This window comes from Thioclava sp. F36-6 (assembly GCF_002020305.1).
Lineage (GTDB): Bacteria > Pseudomonadota > Alphaproteobacteria > Rhodobacterales > Rhodobacteraceae > Thioclava > Thioclava sediminum.
In genome coordinates, this window is record NZ_MPZX01000002.1 from 1,142,144 (window position 1) to 1,157,637 (window position 15,494).

Sequence of the window (15,494 nt, forward strand, 5' to 3'; positions counted from 1 at the left end):
GAGGATCGCCGCAGGGGAGGAACCATGCCAAAACTTACCGCAAATCTGCGGTCGAACGTCTCGTTGGCGCGCCGCGCCTGGGGCATCCGTCGCAAAGCCCTCCAGATGGGCGAAGTCCAGGGACAGGGCTATGTCGGCCAGGCGCTTGGTGTGGCTGACGTTCTGGCGACCTCTTATTTCCACGCATTGAATCTGCGCGCCGACGATCCCGAATGGGAAGGGCGCGACCGTTTCCTGCTGTCGATCGGTCATTATGCGATCGCGCTCTATGCCGCGCTAATCGAGGCGGGCATCCTGCCCGAGGACGAGATCGGCACCTACGGGATGGACGACTCGCGGATGCCGATGTCGGGCATGGCCTCTTACACACCGGGGATGGAGATCACCGGCGGCAGCCTCGGCCATGGGCTGGGCATCGCGGTCGGCATGGCGCTCGGGCTGAAGGCGAAGGGCGGCGATCAGTTCGTCTACAACCTGATGTCCGATGGCGAACTGGGCGAAGGCTCGACCTGGGAGGCCGTGATGTCCGCAACCCAGCATCAGCTGAGCAACCTGATCTGCATCGTGGATTTCAACAACCAGCAGGCCGACGGTCCGACCCGTGACGCACTCGCCGTCGGGGCCGAGGCACCGAAATGGGAGGCCTTTGGCTGGCACGCGCAAGAGGTCGACGGCAATGACCTCGATGCGCTGGTCGCGGCCTTTGACGCTGCCCGCACCTGCCCCGAGCCAAAGCCCCGCGTGATCATCTGCAATACCAAGATGTGCAAGGGCGTGCCGTTTCTCGAAGAGCGCGAGATCACCCATTTCGTCCGCGTCGAGCCCGATGAGTGGACGCGCGCACTGGATATTCTAGACGCAGAGGTGCCCGCATGACCGCCGCAGCCCGCGCCCGCAAATACGAACCCCGCCGCGTGCCCGAGACGAAGGTCGCGACAAGCGCGATGATCGCTTCGCTGGCGGCGGAAGGCTATGACACAGTCGCCGCCCCCTTCGGCCATGCCTTGGTCGAGGCCGCGAAGGATGACGCCCGCATCGTTGGCCTGACTGCGGATCTCGCGAAATATACCGATCTGCATGTCTTCGCGCAGGCCTATCCCGACCGGTTCTATCAGATGGGTATGGCCGAGCAGCTTCTCATGTCGGCCGCTGCCGGGATGGCGCATGAGGGCTTCATTCCTTTCGCGACGACCTATTCGGTCTTCGCCTCGCGCCGGGCCTATGACTTCATCTGCATGGCGATCGCGGAGGAGAACCTGCCGGTCAAGATCGTCTGCGGTCTGCCGGGCCTGACCACGGGCTACGGGCCCAGCCATCAGGCGACCGAGGATCTCGCGATCTTCCGTGGTTTGCCCAACCTGACCATTCTCGATCCCTGTGACGCGACCGACGTGGCGCAAATGGTGCCTGCGATGATCGCTCATGACGGGCCGGTTTATGCCCGGCTTCTGCGGGGCAAGGTGCCGGAGGTGCTCACCCGCTATCGCCCCGACTACCAGTTCAAGCTGGGCCGGGCGCAAATGATACGCGAGGGGCGCGACGTTCTGGTGGTCTCCTCGGGGATCATGACCATGCGCGCGCTCGACGCGGCGGAGTTGCTGGCCAAGGACGGGATCGACGTCGCGGTTTTGCACTGCCCGACGATCAAGCCGCTCGATACCGAGACAATCCTCGCCGAGGCCGGCAAGGGCCGACTTCTCGTCACCGCCGAGAACCACTCCGAAGTCGGCGGGCTGGGCGAAGCGGTTGCCCGCTCGCTCCTGCGCGCAGGTGTGACGCCGGCTTTCCGCCAGATCGCGCTGCCCGATGAATTTCTCGAAGCGGGCGCATTGCCCACGCTTCACGACCTCTATGGCCTGAGCACCGCGAAGGTCGCCCAACAGATCCGCGGCTGGCTTTGAGCGCCGCGCCAACGACACGAAGAAAGGAACACAATGGGACTTCTGGACGGTAAATTTGCCATCGTGACCGGGGCGGCCAGCCCCCGCGGGCTCGGCAAGGCGACGGCGACGCTTTTTGCGCAGCATGGCGCGACCGTGGCGATCCTCGACCTCGACGCAGATCAGGCCGCTGCAGCTGCCGCCGATCTGCCTGGCGAGGGACATGTCGGGCTTGCCTGCAACGTCGTCGACAAGGCAGCCTGTCAGGCCGCCACGGACGAGCTGATCGCCAAATGGGGCGCGGTGGATATCCTCGTGAACAACGCGGGCATCACCCAGCCGCTCAAGCTCATGGACATCATGCCGGAGAATTACGACGCGGTGACCGATGTGAGCCTGCGTGGCACGCTCTACATGACGCAGGCGCTGACGCCGCATTTCCGCGAGCGCAAGACCGGTTCGATCGTAAACCTGTCCTCGGTTTCCGCGCAGCGCGGCGGTGGCATCTTCGGTGGCCCGCACTATTCGGCCGCGAAGGCGGGCGTGCTAGGGCTGACCAAGGCCTCGGCGCGCGAGCTTGCCCCCGACGGCGTGCGCGTGAACGCGCTCTGCCCGGGCTTCATCGCCACCGACATCACCGCAGGCAAGCTGACCGAAGAGATGCGCACGCAAGTCCTCGCCGGAATTCCGATGGGACGCGCGGGCACGGCAGAGGATGTCGCTGGTTGCGCGCTGTTCCTTGCCTCTGACCTTTCGGCCTACTGCACCGGCACCGAAGTCGACGTGAATGGCGGTTCGCTCATTCACTAGGCCGACCGAATAACGCCTGTTCGCGGTTGTGCCTGACCGCAAGGCAACTAATGTCCGGCCCGCAGTGAGGTGGGCCGGATAAAGCCGGAGCCAATCCGGCATGGGCGGTGAGGAGACCGCCTGAAGCAATCGGGAGAGAGACCAATGAAATCTATGTTGACCATCGCACTTCTCGGCGCGACGGCCCTTGCAGGGGCCTCGACGGCGCAGGCTGACGAAGTGATCTTCGCGCATGGCGCGAACCCTGGAAACCCGCGCTATATCGCGGCGGAAAAATGGGCTGAAGTCTTCACCCAGTGCACCGACGGCAAGGATACGGTGAACGTCGCGGCTTCGGCCACGATGGGCGACGACTCTGAGATGCTGACCTCGACCGCGGCAGGCGTGATTCAGGTCACGGCCAACAGCCAGGGTCCGATGGCGCAGATCGTGCCGCAGATCGGTCTGCTGGGCCTGCCCTTCCTGTTCAAGGATCTGCCGACGGCATGGAAAGTGCTCGATGGGCCGGTGGGCGACTCGCTTGATGCCGACGCACAGAAAGCCGGGCTCAAAATCCTCGGCTTCTGGGATAACGGCATTCGCAACATCACCACCGTCAACAAGTTCGTCAAAGAGCCTGCCGACCTCAAGGGCCTCAAGATCCGCACCCCGCCGGATCAGATGACGATCGACATCTTCGACGCGCTCGGCGCATCGCCCGCGCCGCTGGCGTGGTCCGAGCTGCCCTCGGCGCTGCAATCGGGCGTGTTCGACGGTCAGGAAAACCCGCTGACCAACATCAACTCGGCCAAGCTGCAGGAGATCACGCCCTACATCACGATGACCGGGCACAAGTATGAAAGCACCCCGGTCGTGGCCAGCCTATCGTGGTGGGAAGGCCTTGATCAGGCGACGCAGGATTGCGCACTCAAGGCGACCTCGGAAGCGGGCGCGATGGAGCGTGACATGTCGCTCAAGGCAGACAAGGAGCTGATGCCGAAGATGGAGGCAGACGGCGCCAAGTTCGCGGAGGCGGACCGCGCGGCCTATATCGAGGCGACCAAATCGGTCTATGACAAATACGCCAAGGACTACCCCGATACGGTTGCCGAACTCAAAAAGGCTGCGGGGCTGGAATGATCGATTCTGACCGCAGCGACGCCGCGGGATCAGGCGAAGGGAGGGGGCGTATGCGCCCCTTCCTGCGCCTCGCACAAGGCGTAATCGACCTGCTGGAATGGTCGGGAAAGCTGATCGCTGCGGGCACGCTCTCGGTGCTGTTCGTGGCGCTTTTGACAAACGTGATCCTGCGCTACGGGGCCGGTAAGGGCATCCCGTGGGCCTATGAAATTCACGCAATCCTGCTGCCGTGGCTCGTGGCAGGCGGCATCGTCATCGCCACCGCGCGCTCGCGCAACATCGCGATCACCCTGCTGCCGGAGTTGGCCGGAGACCGGGTTCGGCGCGCCTTCATGCTGTTTGTCGAAGCCGCGATCATCGTGATCTCGATCTCGGTCCTCTGGTCCAGCCAGCCGATCCTGCGCGCCTCGACCTTCCAGACGCTGTCCACGCTCGGGGTCAAGGCGATCTGGGGCTATTCCAGCATGGTCTATTCTTTCGGAGCGATGGCCATCATCGCCGCGCTCGACATCGTGTTGCTGCTGGGGGGCAAGTCCGTGATGGATGACGATCCCGCCCATGCAAGCCTGAGCTGAGGAGACCCGCAATGGCCGGTGTCATGATCTTCGTCTTCTTCGTGCTGCTCGCGCTTGCCGTGCCGGTGGCACATGCGATGCTGGGTGGCGTCGCCGCCGCGCTGTGGCTCGACCACAAGCCGCTGGCGGTCATCGTGCAGCGTCTCTACACGCCCACCCAAAGCTTTCCGATGCTGGCGGTGCCGTTCTTCATCCTTGCCGGCAACCTGATGATGGCGGGGCGGTTCGGCACTTATCTGGTGAATATCGCGCGTCTCGTCGTGGGGAATTTCAAGGGTGGCCTGGGACAGGTCTCGATCCTTGGATCGGTGATGTTCGGCGGCGTCTCGGGGTCTGCCGTGGCCGATGCGACCGCGATGGGCAACGCGCTTATCCCGGTGCAGAAAGCCGAAGGCTATCCGGGCGGTTTCTCGGGGGCGATCAACTCTGCCTCGTCGACCGTGTCGGTGCTGATCCCGCCGTCGATCCCACTCATTCTGTACGGGCTGGTGTCGGGAACCTCGATCATCAACCTCTTCGTCGCGGGCATCCTGCCCGGGGTGATGCTAGGTGTGGGCATGTTCATTGCCGTCGCGATCGTGGCGCGCCGCCGTAATCTGCCGCGCTCGCCGCTGGAAGGAGGCTTTGCCGCCTTCCGCAGCCAGATCTTCAGCGCGATCCCCGCCCTGCTGATGCCCGTCTTCGTGATCGGAACCCTGCGTTTCGGCGTGGCCACCCCGACCGAGGTCAGCGTGATGGCCGTCGCCTATGCCCTTCTGGTCAGCGGTGTGATCTACCGTGACCTCAACCCCAAATCCCTGTGGGAGGCGGTGGTCGACACGGCGATGATGACCGGCGCGGTCATGTTCATCATCATGGCATCCTCCACGATCCAGTGGCTGCTGACCGCAGAGCGCGTGCCGCAAGAGCTCGCCGCATGGGTGGCTGCGACCATTCAGGAGCGCTGGCTGGTGATCCTTGCACTGAACGTGGTGATGTTGATCGTGGGCGCGTTCCTCGATCTGCCCGCAGCGGTGCTGCTACTTGGCCCGCTCTTCGTGACGATCGGGCATACGATCGGTCTCGATCCGGTGCAGCTTGGCCTGATGATGGTCGTGAACCTGTCGATCGGTCTTTATACGCCACCTGTAGGGACGACGTTGTTCATCTCAGCCGCGATCGCACGGGTCGGCGTGATGGAGGTGGTGCGCTCGCTCGCGCCCTTCTACCTCGTGGCGATCCTCGTGCTGGCGCTGATCTCCTACGTGCCGGCGCTGACGATCTACTGACCCGGATCCAGCATCCGCATCAATTGCGCGCGCCTTGGCAACAGGGCGCGCGCGTCTCATTCGGGCAGGTACTCTTCCCCCGGTAGCTGTCGCCCGCGCTGCTCGCGGATGCGACAGCCCAAGCCAGTGATCAGCGCCGAGGCGCGCGCATCATGGGCAGCACCTTCCTCCCGCATCCAGTCCGAGAAGATCCGCACGATCCGACGGCTGGTATGGCGCGCCGGAGAGACGAGCCAGTAGGCAGGGAAACGGATCGCCTCGAACGCGGTCGACAGCGGGACAAGGGCGCCACGCTCCAGCTCGTTCAGCGCAAGCGTCGTGCTTTCCAGAACGACCCCAGCCCCGTCAGTCGCCAACTGAATTGCCATCGACGAGCGGTCGAACCGCATCGGGTAGATCATCCGCTCTCCCATGATGCCGTGCCGCGCCAGCCAGAAATCCCACCGGTAATGCGTCTTCACGGAGTCGATCAGCCGCGCCTGTCGCAACTGCCCGATCGGATCGTCGGACAGCGCGCGCAACTCTTCCAGATAGCCGGGCGAGCACATCGGCAGCACGAGGTCATGGACCACCGATTCTTCATGCAGGCCAGTCCAGCCGCCTTCGCCATAGCGCAGGTCCAGATCGACGACCTCCGTCTCGAAGTCGGAGAAGTCGGGCGCGGCGTCGATCCGCATGTCCCAGTTCGGCGCAAGCTCGAGAAACGACTTGAGCCGCGGAGACAGCCATCGCACCGCGAAAGAGGGCGACACCCGCAGGATGAAATGGCGCGTCTCGCGCTGGCGCTGGATCGCGGAGCGCACGTCGCGCATCATCCGGAATGCCTGCGTTGTCGTTTGGAACAGCCGCTCGCCATCCAGTGTCAGCGACAGCCGCCGTTTCTCGCGTTTGAATAGACGCACACCCATTTGCTGCTCGAACTGCCGGATTTGCTGGCTGACGGCGGAAGGCGACACGCCCAGCTCCTCGGCCGCCTTCGATATGCCGCCGAGCCGAGCGACGGCCTCGAAGTGGTTCATCGCGTTGAGATTGATGTCTTTGAGCATGTCCTGCGCCTTGGAAATACGACCGTGCCGGATGCGATTGCGCGCAAATCGTGTGGCGGAAGCCGTCACGGATGCTGCCCGGCATCGCGGCAAGCCTTTCCTTGATGTTTAATAGCAGATGCAAATCCTGTGAAGCGCTGCTTCAATTCACTGCGCTTTCTCGATGGCGCAACCGACCCGCCGTCGTGACAGAGGTCGCAAAAAACGGTGCCCTACCCGCTTTTCGCGACTTTGAGCACGGCCCCCGTGGCTTCGATCTGCGCCCGGGCCGCTTCCGACGGTTCGGCATCGGTGATGACCGCCGCGAATTCCGAGAAGTCGGCCAGAACGTGCAGCGCCGTCCGGTCGAAACGCAGATGGTTGATCAGCAGCACCGACTGCGCCGCGGCGTCCATCATGCCCCGTTTCGCACGCGTGATGTCGTCGTCCATGTGATAGGCGCGCCCATCCCCCGCCGCCGGCGTCGAGATGAAGGCCAGATCGGCGCGCAGCGTGGCCAGCGCGCCTTCCGTGACCCGCCCGATCCAAGCGTTGTATTTCGCCGAATAGCGCCCGCCCAGCGCGATGACGGTCATCCCCGGCTCGGCTTTCAGCGCCTCCATCACCGCGTCATTGTTGGTGATGACCGTCAGCGGGCGCTTCTCGGGGAGCAGGCTGCCCAACACGGACGCGGTCGAGCCATCGTTGACCATAACGGTCATCCCCGGCTCCACCCATTCGAGCGCGGCGCGGGCCATTCGTTCCTTGAGGTCATGACCCTGCAACTGACGGAACCGGAAATCGCTCTCGAATTGCGAGCCGGGCTCGATCGTGGCGCCGCCCCGGATCTTCCGCAGCAGCCCTTCCGTTTCGAGATCGTCGAGATCGCGGTGGATCGTCATCTTCGAGACACCGAACCGTTCGGCCAACTCGTCGAGCTGCACCGCCCCGTCGCGCACCAGTGCGTCGAGGATGCTCTGCCTCCGGTCGTCTCGTTTCATCAGGGTCGTCCTTTGCGTGCCGTCAGCTCAGTAGCGCGCGCGCGGTCCGCTCGTCGGTGATCAGCCCGGCCACCCTGCCAGACCGCAGAACCGCCCGGATCGCTTCGACCTTGTCCGGCCCGCCCGCGATGGCGACGATATCCTCTTCGCGCTCGGGATCGTAGCCCACTGCGAGCGTTCGGGCCGAAAGCGTGGTTTCTACAACATTCCCGGAGGCATCGAAGAAATCGCCAAGCATCTCGCCCTGGGCGCCCGCCGCTGCAATCGCCTCGATCTCTCCCGGTTCGATCATCCCCGACGAGACCAACTGCGCATCCGCCGTGGCAGTACCGATACCCACGATCTTGAGCGTCGCGGACTGCGCCATGCGGAAAACCTCATCGACGCCGCGCTGCGACAGCAGCACCTCGCGGTCCTCGACCGTATTGGCGAAGAACGGCACCGGCATCACATAGGCGCGCGCGCCGGTCTTCTCCGCGATGCGATGCATCACGTCATGCGGGTTGGCCGCGAAATTGCGAGTCAGCCCGCCCAGCAGCGAGACGAAATGCAGCCCCTTGGCATCGGTGCGCGGCAGTTGCCGGGTCACCTCGGCCAAAGTCCGACCATGTCCCAGCCCGATGATCGAATGTTCGCCCGCTTCAAACTGACGCTTGAGATAGGCCGCGCCCGCCAGTGCCAATGCGCGCAGCGGCAAGCCCTCTTCGCCGATATCCGGCGCGACTTCGCAGAGCTTGAGGTCGTAGGTCTCGAACAGCCGCGTCTCCAGCTCGACGCATTCGACGATATCGCCCTCGATCGACACTTTCACCCTACCGTCGGCCACCGCCTTGGCGATCAGCCGGTGGGCCTTGACCGACGGCAGACCGAGCCGCTTGGCGACCTTGGCCTGCGTGAGCCCGCCCACGTAGTGCATCCACGCTGCGCGGATGGCGAGTGTTTCATCGGTGTCGTTCATGCTGTCCTTCGGCTCGGGCCGCGCAAGATCGTTGCGCGGCGTTATTGATAAGGCGCAGGCGAGACCTAGGGAAGCCCCGCCGCGTTGCCCGGACCTCAGACCTTGAGGTCAGAGGCTCCGGTGTCGATATGCGGCGCCCAGAACGCCACGCTCTCGGCGATCTGCGGGATCACCTCGCGGTCGTTGGGCTCGCGCTCCTTGAAGGACAGCTCGAGGCAGATCTCGTTATCCGCCGCGCCGCCCTCGGCAAAGGCCTTGAGCAGTGGCTCGGGCTGGATGCGGCCGCGCGCGTTGAACTCCGCCGTGAAGGGCCGATGCCCGCCCTTGTCCATCAGGCTTTGCTTGATGTGGATGATCGGAGAAACCTTCGGCACCGCCCGCGCCCAGGCATAAGGGTCGAAATCGTCCGGGTTCTCGGAGGTCACGTCGCCATGGTCGATATCGGCCATCATCCACATCGGAATCGCCATATTCGCTGCGGTCAGCCGGTCCTGCAGCGCCATGCATTCGGAGATGGTCTCGCCGAATTCGCGCGCGACGCTCATCGGCTCCCAGAAGATATAGTCCAGCCCGGCGGCCTTGCCGTGCTCGGCCACCTCGGCCCAGCAGTCGATGGCGATCCGGATCATCTCTTCGCGCTTGGCCGGGTCGTCCTGCTCGCGATAGGTCAGAATGGCGAATTGTGTGCCGACAGACGTTCCGCCGAGATCCGCGGTGATGTCCGCGAAAGTCTTGAACCAGTCGACATAGTAGCGCCGCACGTCGCGGTCGGGATGGCCGAAATGGTTGAGCCGCCCGTAAGGCCCCGTCATCCCAGAGGTCACCCGCACCCCGGTCCGCGACAGCGCCACGCTCATCTGCCGCGTCAGACGTCGGATCACCGGCGCGGGCCAGGACGGGTTGATGAACTCGTGCGTCAGTTGCAGGTCGCGAATCCGCAGATCGCGGGCGACGCAATCGATCAGGTCATCCGGATCGGCGAAGCGGTTCACCAGCGGATTGGTGTTCAAAGACAGCGTCAGTCCCATCAGGCAGCCACCGCATGCGCCGTGTCGAACCATTCGGTGAAGGCCGCAATCTCGGCCTCGGACATGGTCAGCCGGTGCTTGGTGCGCCGCCAGAGGATATCCTCCGCCGTGGCCGCCCATTCGTTCTCGACCAGCCACGTCACCTCGGCCTCATAAAGATGCCCGCCGAAATGACGCCCCAGACCCTTGGGGTCATTGGCCGTGCCCACGATCCGGTGCGTGAGGGTCCCGTAGCGACGTCCATAATATTCGCGCAAGTCCCGGGACATCCACGGATATTCGGCCTTCAGCGTCTCGCGGAACGCATCGTAATCCGCCCCCGGCATGTCGCCGCCCGGCAGCGCCGCCTCTTCGGTCCAGTCGCCGCCCATCTTCGGGAAGACGTGGCGAATCTCGTGCATGCCCCGTTCGGCCAGCTCGCGGAAGGTGGTGATCTTGCCGCCGAAGATGTTCAGCAGCGGCGCGCCGCCGGTCTCGTCGAGATCGAAGACATAGTCGCGGGTCACCGCCGAAGGGTTGCCCTTGCCGTCGTCGAAGAGCGGCCGCACCCCCGAGAAGGTCTCGAGGATATCCTCGCGCCGCAACTTCTCCTTGAAGTAGCGGTTCACGCAGTCGAGCAGATAGGTGATCTCGCCGTCATCGATCGAGACATCCTCGGCCCGGCCTTCATAGGCGATATCGGTCGTCCCGATCAGCGCCTTGTCGCCCTCATAGGCATTGATGAAGATCACTCGCTTGTCGGTATTCTGCACGAGGTAGCTATGCGGCCCCTCCCAGAATTTCGGCACGATGATATGGCTGCCTTTGACCAGCCGGACGTTGCGCGTCGAATTGGCCCCGGCGACCCGGGTCAGCACATCGGTCACCCAAGGACCGGCGGCATTCACCAGACACTTGGCGAGGAATTCGCGCTTTTCTCCGGTCAGGGTGTTCTGCGTCACCACCCGCCATTTACCGTCCTCGCGCCGCGCGCTGATCGCGGGCGAGCGGGTCATCACGATGGCCCCGCGCTGCGCCGCATCGAGCGCGTTCAGCGTCACCAGACGGGCATCGTCGACCCAGCAATCGGAATATTCGAAGCCGCGCGTATATTTGTCGAGGAGCGGCGCGCCCTCGGGATCGCGAAGCAGGTCGAGCGTGCGCGTCCCCGGCAGCTTCTTGCGCCCGCCGAGATGGTCGTAGAGGAACAGCCCCAACCGCACGAGCCATGCCGGGCGATCCTGTGGCGAATGCGGCAGCACGAAGCGCAGCGGCCAGATGATATGCGGCGCGGCGTTCATCAGCACCTCGCGTTCGATCAGCGCCTCGCGCACGAGCCGGAACTCGTAATATTCGAGGTAGCGCAGCCCGCCATGAACCAGCTTGCCCGAGCGCGACGACGTGCCCTCGGCAAGGTCGTCCTTTTCGCACAGCGCCACCTTGAGGCCACGGCCCGCCGCGTCGCGCGCAAAGCCCGCGCCGTTGATGCCGCCTCCGATGACGAAAAGATCCAGTTCCTGCGTGCTCATGTCACGATCCTCCTTGCGCAGTGCGCGGCGCATCGATTTCGGGGGTGGTCCGCCGGTCGCGATGAACTGCGAGCCGGTCCCATACCGGTTCGAGCGCCTCGCGGGCTTCGGCATAGGCGGGGTAAAGGTCTGCATAGGTGGTCTGAAGCGCCGGGTCCGGCGCTTCGGCCTCGCCCAGAAGCGGCGTGACCCATTCGGCGACGCAGCTTTCCATGTCCGGATAGGCGCCGATTGCGACGGCGGCCATCATGGCGCAGCCAGCGGCGCCCGCCTCCTCGCGCGCCGACACCCGCACGGGTGCCCCGACGGATGCGGCAAGAATTCCGCGCAACGCGCCGGAGCGCGCAGCGCCGCCGGTCAGTCGCAACTCCCGCGGCAGCTCTCCCATCGCGCCATAGCAGTCGCGCGCGGCCATGCCGAGGCTTTCGACCACGGCACGGATCATGTCCGGGAAACGGTGGCCTGCGGAGAGGCCGATAAACCCGGCGCGGGCATTGGCGTTGACCATTGGCCCGCGCTCGCCCGCCTCGGAGACATAGGGTTGATAGAGCAGCGCGCCCGGTTCGGATCGGGCCAACCAGCCATCGATCCGCGCTACCAGATCGGCGTAGTCATGCGGATGGCCGGTCTCGCTCATCAGATCGGCCGCGACGCGCAGCGCCCAGTCGATGTTCAGCGTGGCGGCCATGTTCGTCTGCACCTGCGTGACCATGCCCTCTGCCGGAAGGCAGATCACATAGCCCGAACGTCCGTTCAGCGTTATGTCCTCGTCGCGCACCGCGCGCATATGCACCCCGGTCGAGCCGATAGTGGAACAGGCCGCCCCCGGCGTGCCGGTATGCACGCCCGCACCGAGCGCGGTCATCACCATATCCACGTAGCCGAGGCTGACCGGCGTGCCGGCCAGCAGGCCCGTCGCCTCAGCCGCCGCGTCGCTTAGCGGATGGGTCTCGCGGCTGCCGTCGAGGATCGGCGGCAAAAGATGGCTGCGGCCCCGCAGCTCCAGCGCCTCGATCACGAGGTCGGAATAGCTGCGGGTGCGGAAATCACCAAAGGTGAAGCTCGCCTCGGAGGGATCGGTCGCGCGGACGCCCGTGAGGTTCAGATAGAGCCAGTCCTTGCAATGCAGCGCCACCTCGGCGCGATCCAGAAGCTCGGGGCAATGGCGATCTATATGCGCCATCTGCGCGCCCTGCTGGCAGGTGTTGAGCGCGGTGCCGGTGGCGCGGAAACGGGCCGCGTCCCGGCCATGACCGGCCAGCCTGCGGGTCGTCTCCGCCGCCCGCGCGTCGAGCCAGAGCCAGGCATCACCGACCGGGCGATCACCCTGCCCTACGAGCCACGTCCCGTCGCCCTGCGCGGTCACGGCAAGCGCAGCGGTGCGGCGGGCGAGCCCGTCGACACGTTCGCCGAGGCTGCGCAGCGCGCTGGCGCAGTCGGCCCATGTCCGGTCCATGTCCTGTGTCGCGGCCCCGTTCGGGCCGCTGTCGTAACGGTTCGGCACAGCCGCCGCCGCGATCTGCCGACCCGACAGATCGAAGGCCACAGCCTTGATGACGGAGGTTCCCGCATCGATGCCGATAATGATGTCGCGATCAGCCATGCTGCACCGTTTCGGGACGCAGATGGCGAGCCACGCAAGGCGCTTGAGCCATGCGACCTCCTCCCTTGATTTGCGACCGCGGCCCCTCCAGCCAATGCGGTCTTCTCGGGGACAAATCTGTCCTCGAGACGCATCAAGCATACCCAAGCCCGACCACATGTCGAGTGTATTTTTTTTCTTTCTTTGTAATTTTTTTCAGGTATGGTGATCAGCACGAACCGAACGCCACTGCCCGCCAAACGGAGGAAAAGGCTGGCAAATTCAGTGGATTCGGCGAGTGGCAGGCGGAACGGGCATCGGCACGATTCGTCTTGCGAAACGGGAGGATGGCGGTCTGCACTTTGGATAGGCCGCGCGAGATCTCAGCCGTGACACGCACCTCGACGACGCCGCCCGCGCGGCGCGCGACAGGTGCTGGTCTCAAGCGCGCCGGGATCGAGCGAGCCGGTGTCGTTTGGCGCCCGGGTCAACATCTCCCAACACAGGATCAACAGGCCCCGCCGGGGCCCGAGGGGAGGAGCGACAGGCCATGAATGCCACCGATATTTCCATGAAACCGCGTATCGGCCGGCGGGGCGTCATTGTCGGCGCCGTGGCGCTGTGCACCCTCGTCGCGATCGGGCTCGACACCACCGTCGTCACCATCGGCTCCGAACAGGATACCCGCGTCGACGGGTTCTCCCCCGATGCCTATGGCGCCAAGGAATTCCCCCGCATCCGCGACGATGTGAGCAAGCGTGCCGTCGACGCCAAGACGCTCGCCGCCGCACTGGCCGAGGACAAATCCGCAGCCGCCAAGAAATACGGCACCGGCGGCGCGATGCCTGTGCTGCCCGTGCGCGTGACCGGCACCGTCGGCGAAGGCAAATCGGGCATTTACGATATCAATGTCGATGGGCTCGACAATGTGCGCATCCGCGTCCAGACCGGCCCCGCGATCAACGGCACCGACCTGCGCGACGCCCCCGGCGACATCTCCTTCGGCGCCTTCAAGAACCAGATCGAATACCAGGATGCGGGCGCGGGCATTAACCGCGCGATGAAGGCCGAGGTGCTCGACGGGATCGACACCTCCAACCTGACCGGCAAGACGGTGACCGTCACCGGCGCCTTCAAGCTGATCAATCCGAAGATGTGGCTGATCACGCCGGTCGAGGTGAAAGTCCAATGACCGTGCAGCAAAGCATCCGCCCCGAGGCACCGCGAGGGACCGGCGGGGTCGTCATGTCGGCCCGCCACGTCGCCAAGCATTACGGTGCGGTGAAGGCGCTCAAGGGTGTGAATTTCGACATCCATCGCGGTCAGGTGACGACGCTGTTCGGCGAGAACGGCGCGGGCAAATCGACGCTGATGAAGATCCTCGCGGGGATCGTGACGCCGACCTCGGGGCAGATTCTGCTCGACGGCGAACCGGTGACCTTCAACGGCGCGAACGACGCGCTGGCGCAGGGCATCTCGATCATCCACCAAGAGCTCGCGCTCGCGCCGAACCTGAACGTGCGGGACAACATCTTCATGGGGCGCGAAATCCGCACCCGCCGCGGCGTCGATTTCGCCGAGGAAGAGCGGGTTACGCGCGCCCTGATGGAAGAGCTGGAAGAAGAGATCGACCCGCTCACCCCGGTGGAGGAACTGCGCCTCGGGCAGCAGCAGATCGTCGAGATCGCCCGCGCCCTTCAAGCGAAAAGCCGCATCCTGATCATGGACGAGCCGACCTCGGCGCTGTCGGCCTCGGAAGTGGAAGTGCTGTTCAAGGTGATCAACGACCTCACCGCGAAAGGCGTCAGCATCGTCTATATCTCGCACCACCTCGAAGAGGCGCTGGAAGTGACCGATCACGCGGTGGTGCTGCGCGATGGCGAAATGACCGCCTACGCGCCACGCAACGAGATCGACCTCGAATGGATCGTGCGCAACATGGTCGGCGAAGGCTTCGACCTCGGCACGCCTCCCGACAGCAAGATGGGTGAACCCTCGCTGATCGTCGAAGATCTCTGCGTTCCCGACCCGTCGGGTCACGGGCTGGTGGTCGATCACATGAGCCTAAGCGTGCGCGCGGGCGAGATCGTCTGCATCTACGGGCTGATGGGCGCCGGGCGCACCGAAATGATGGAATGCGCCGCCGGGCGTTTGCGCGCGAAAAGCGGCGCGGTGAAGCTGCACGGGCGCGACATCTCGCATATGTCGATCGCCGAGCGCATCGAGGCCGGGCTGGTGCTCGTCCCAGAGGATCGGCAGCGCGACGGGCTGGTGCAGACGATGACAGTGGGTCAGAACCTGTCGCTGTCCTCAATCGGTGCCTTCACGCGCGGCCTGTTCACCAGCCGCAAGGACGAGCGCAAGGTGATCGACGACTCGATCCGCGAAGTGACCGTGAAAACCGATGGCGGCGGCGCGATGATCGGCTCGCTCTCGGGCGGCAACCAGCAAAAGGTGGTCATCGGCAAGATGCTCGCCACCCGGCCCGAAGTGATCCTGCTCGACGAGCCGTCGCGCGGCATCGATATCGGCGCCAAAGCCGAAGTCTTCAAGCTGCTCGCGCGCACCGCGCAGGAGCGCGGGCTGGCCGTACTCTATTCGACCTCGGAAGTCGGCGAATGCCTGAGCATCGCCCACCGGATCATCGTGATGAACAGGGGCCGGATCGCGGCCGAGTTCGATCACACCGCAACCAAAGAACAGATCATGGCCGCCTCTGGCGAAGCCGTGCACCACTAAG

Annotated in this window: 14 protein-coding genes; 8 read left to right on the forward strand and 6 right to left on the reverse strand. The window is 64.7% G+C overall.

Annotated features, from left to right (window positions below):
* The first annotated feature begins 24 nt into the window (after positions 1-24).
* From BMI88_RS12675 to BMI88_RS12700, 6 genes are all read left to right on the forward strand, one after another.
* On the forward strand, positions 25-876 hold the full coding sequence (locus BMI88_RS12675; RefSeq protein WP_078549232.1) for a transketolase: 852 nt from the start codon (positions 25-27) through the stop codon (positions 874-876).
* Positions 873-1,901, forward strand: coding sequence for a transketolase family protein (locus tag BMI88_RS12680; protein ID WP_078549234.1), 1,029 nt, complete (start codon positions 873-875; stop codon positions 1,899-1,901). The genes BMI88_RS12675 and BMI88_RS12680 overlap by 4 nt, the downstream gene beginning before the upstream one ends.
* A 33-nt stretch (positions 1,902-1,934) precedes the next feature.
* Positions 1,935-2,690 carry a glucose 1-dehydrogenase gene (locus BMI88_RS12685; RefSeq protein ID WP_078549236.1) on the forward strand — a complete coding sequence of 252 codons (756 nt, stop codon included), beginning with the start codon at positions 1,935-1,937 and terminating at the stop codon, positions 2,688-2,690.
* Between the two features lie 144 nt (positions 2,691-2,834).
* Positions 2,835-3,809, forward strand: coding sequence for a TRAP transporter substrate-binding protein (locus tag BMI88_RS12690; protein ID WP_078549238.1), 975 nt, complete (start codon positions 2,835-2,837; stop codon positions 3,807-3,809).
* A 50-nt stretch (positions 3,810-3,859) separates the two neighbouring features.
* On the forward strand, positions 3,860-4,384 hold the full coding sequence (locus BMI88_RS12695) for a TRAP transporter small permease subunit (protein ID WP_246831879.1): 525 nt from the start codon (positions 3,860-3,862) through the stop codon (positions 4,382-4,384).
* 11 nt (positions 4,385-4,395) lie between these two features.
* Positions 4,396-5,652 carry a TRAP transporter large permease gene (locus BMI88_RS12700; protein WP_075777519.1) on the forward strand — a complete coding sequence of 419 codons (1,257 nt, stop codon included), beginning with the start codon at positions 4,396-4,398 and terminating at the stop codon, positions 5,650-5,652.
* A gap of 56 nt (positions 5,653-5,708) precedes the next feature.
* Here BMI88_RS12700 and BMI88_RS12705 read toward each other — a convergent pair whose 3' ends face one another.
* From BMI88_RS12705 to BMI88_RS12730, 6 genes are all read right to left on the reverse strand, one after another.
* Positions 5,709-6,698 (reverse strand): LysR family transcriptional regulator, encoded by a 990-nt coding sequence (locus BMI88_RS12705; protein WP_078549242.1) that lies wholly within the window; start codon positions 6,696-6,698, stop codon positions 5,709-5,711.
* A gap of 212 nt (positions 6,699-6,910) precedes the next feature.
* Entirely contained in the window at positions 6,911-7,678 is a 768-nt protein-coding gene (locus tag BMI88_RS12710; RefSeq protein WP_078521219.1) for a DeoR/GlpR family DNA-binding transcription regulator, read from the reverse strand.
* Between the two features lie 22 nt (positions 7,679-7,700).
* The gene (locus BMI88_RS12715) at positions 7,701-8,636 is read right to left on the reverse strand and encodes a sugar-binding transcriptional regulator (protein WP_078521221.1); all 936 of its coding nucleotides are present in this window, start codon (positions 8,634-8,636) and stop codon (positions 7,701-7,703) included.
* A gap of 95 nt (positions 8,637-8,731) precedes the next feature.
* Positions 8,732-9,664, reverse strand: a complete 933-nt coding sequence (locus BMI88_RS12720; RefSeq protein WP_078549244.1) for a TIM barrel protein — start codon at positions 9,662-9,664, stop codon at positions 8,732-8,734.
* The gene (locus BMI88_RS12725; RefSeq protein WP_078549246.1) at positions 9,664-11,172 is read right to left on the reverse strand and encodes a glycerol-3-phosphate dehydrogenase; all 1,509 of its coding nucleotides are present in this window, start codon (positions 11,170-11,172) and stop codon (positions 9,664-9,666) included. The genes BMI88_RS12720 and BMI88_RS12725 overlap by 1 nt, the downstream gene beginning before the upstream one ends.
* Position 11,173: 1 nt before the next feature.
* The gene (locus BMI88_RS12730) at positions 11,174-12,775 is read right to left on the reverse strand and encodes an FGGY-family carbohydrate kinase (protein ID WP_078549248.1); all 1,602 of its coding nucleotides are present in this window, start codon (positions 12,773-12,775) and stop codon (positions 11,174-11,176) included.
* Between the two features lie 529 nt (positions 12,776-13,304).
* Here BMI88_RS12730 and BMI88_RS12735 point away from each other — a divergent pair.
* Entirely contained in the window at positions 13,305-13,946 is a 642-nt protein-coding gene (locus BMI88_RS12735; RefSeq protein ID WP_078549250.1) for a DUF2291 domain-containing protein, read from the forward strand.
* Positions 13,943-15,493, forward strand: a complete 1,551-nt coding sequence (locus tag BMI88_RS12740; protein WP_078549252.1) for a sugar ABC transporter ATP-binding protein — start codon at positions 13,943-13,945, stop codon at positions 15,491-15,493. The genes BMI88_RS12735 and BMI88_RS12740 overlap by 4 nt, the downstream gene beginning before the upstream one ends.
* Position 15,494 lies beyond the last annotated feature (1 nt).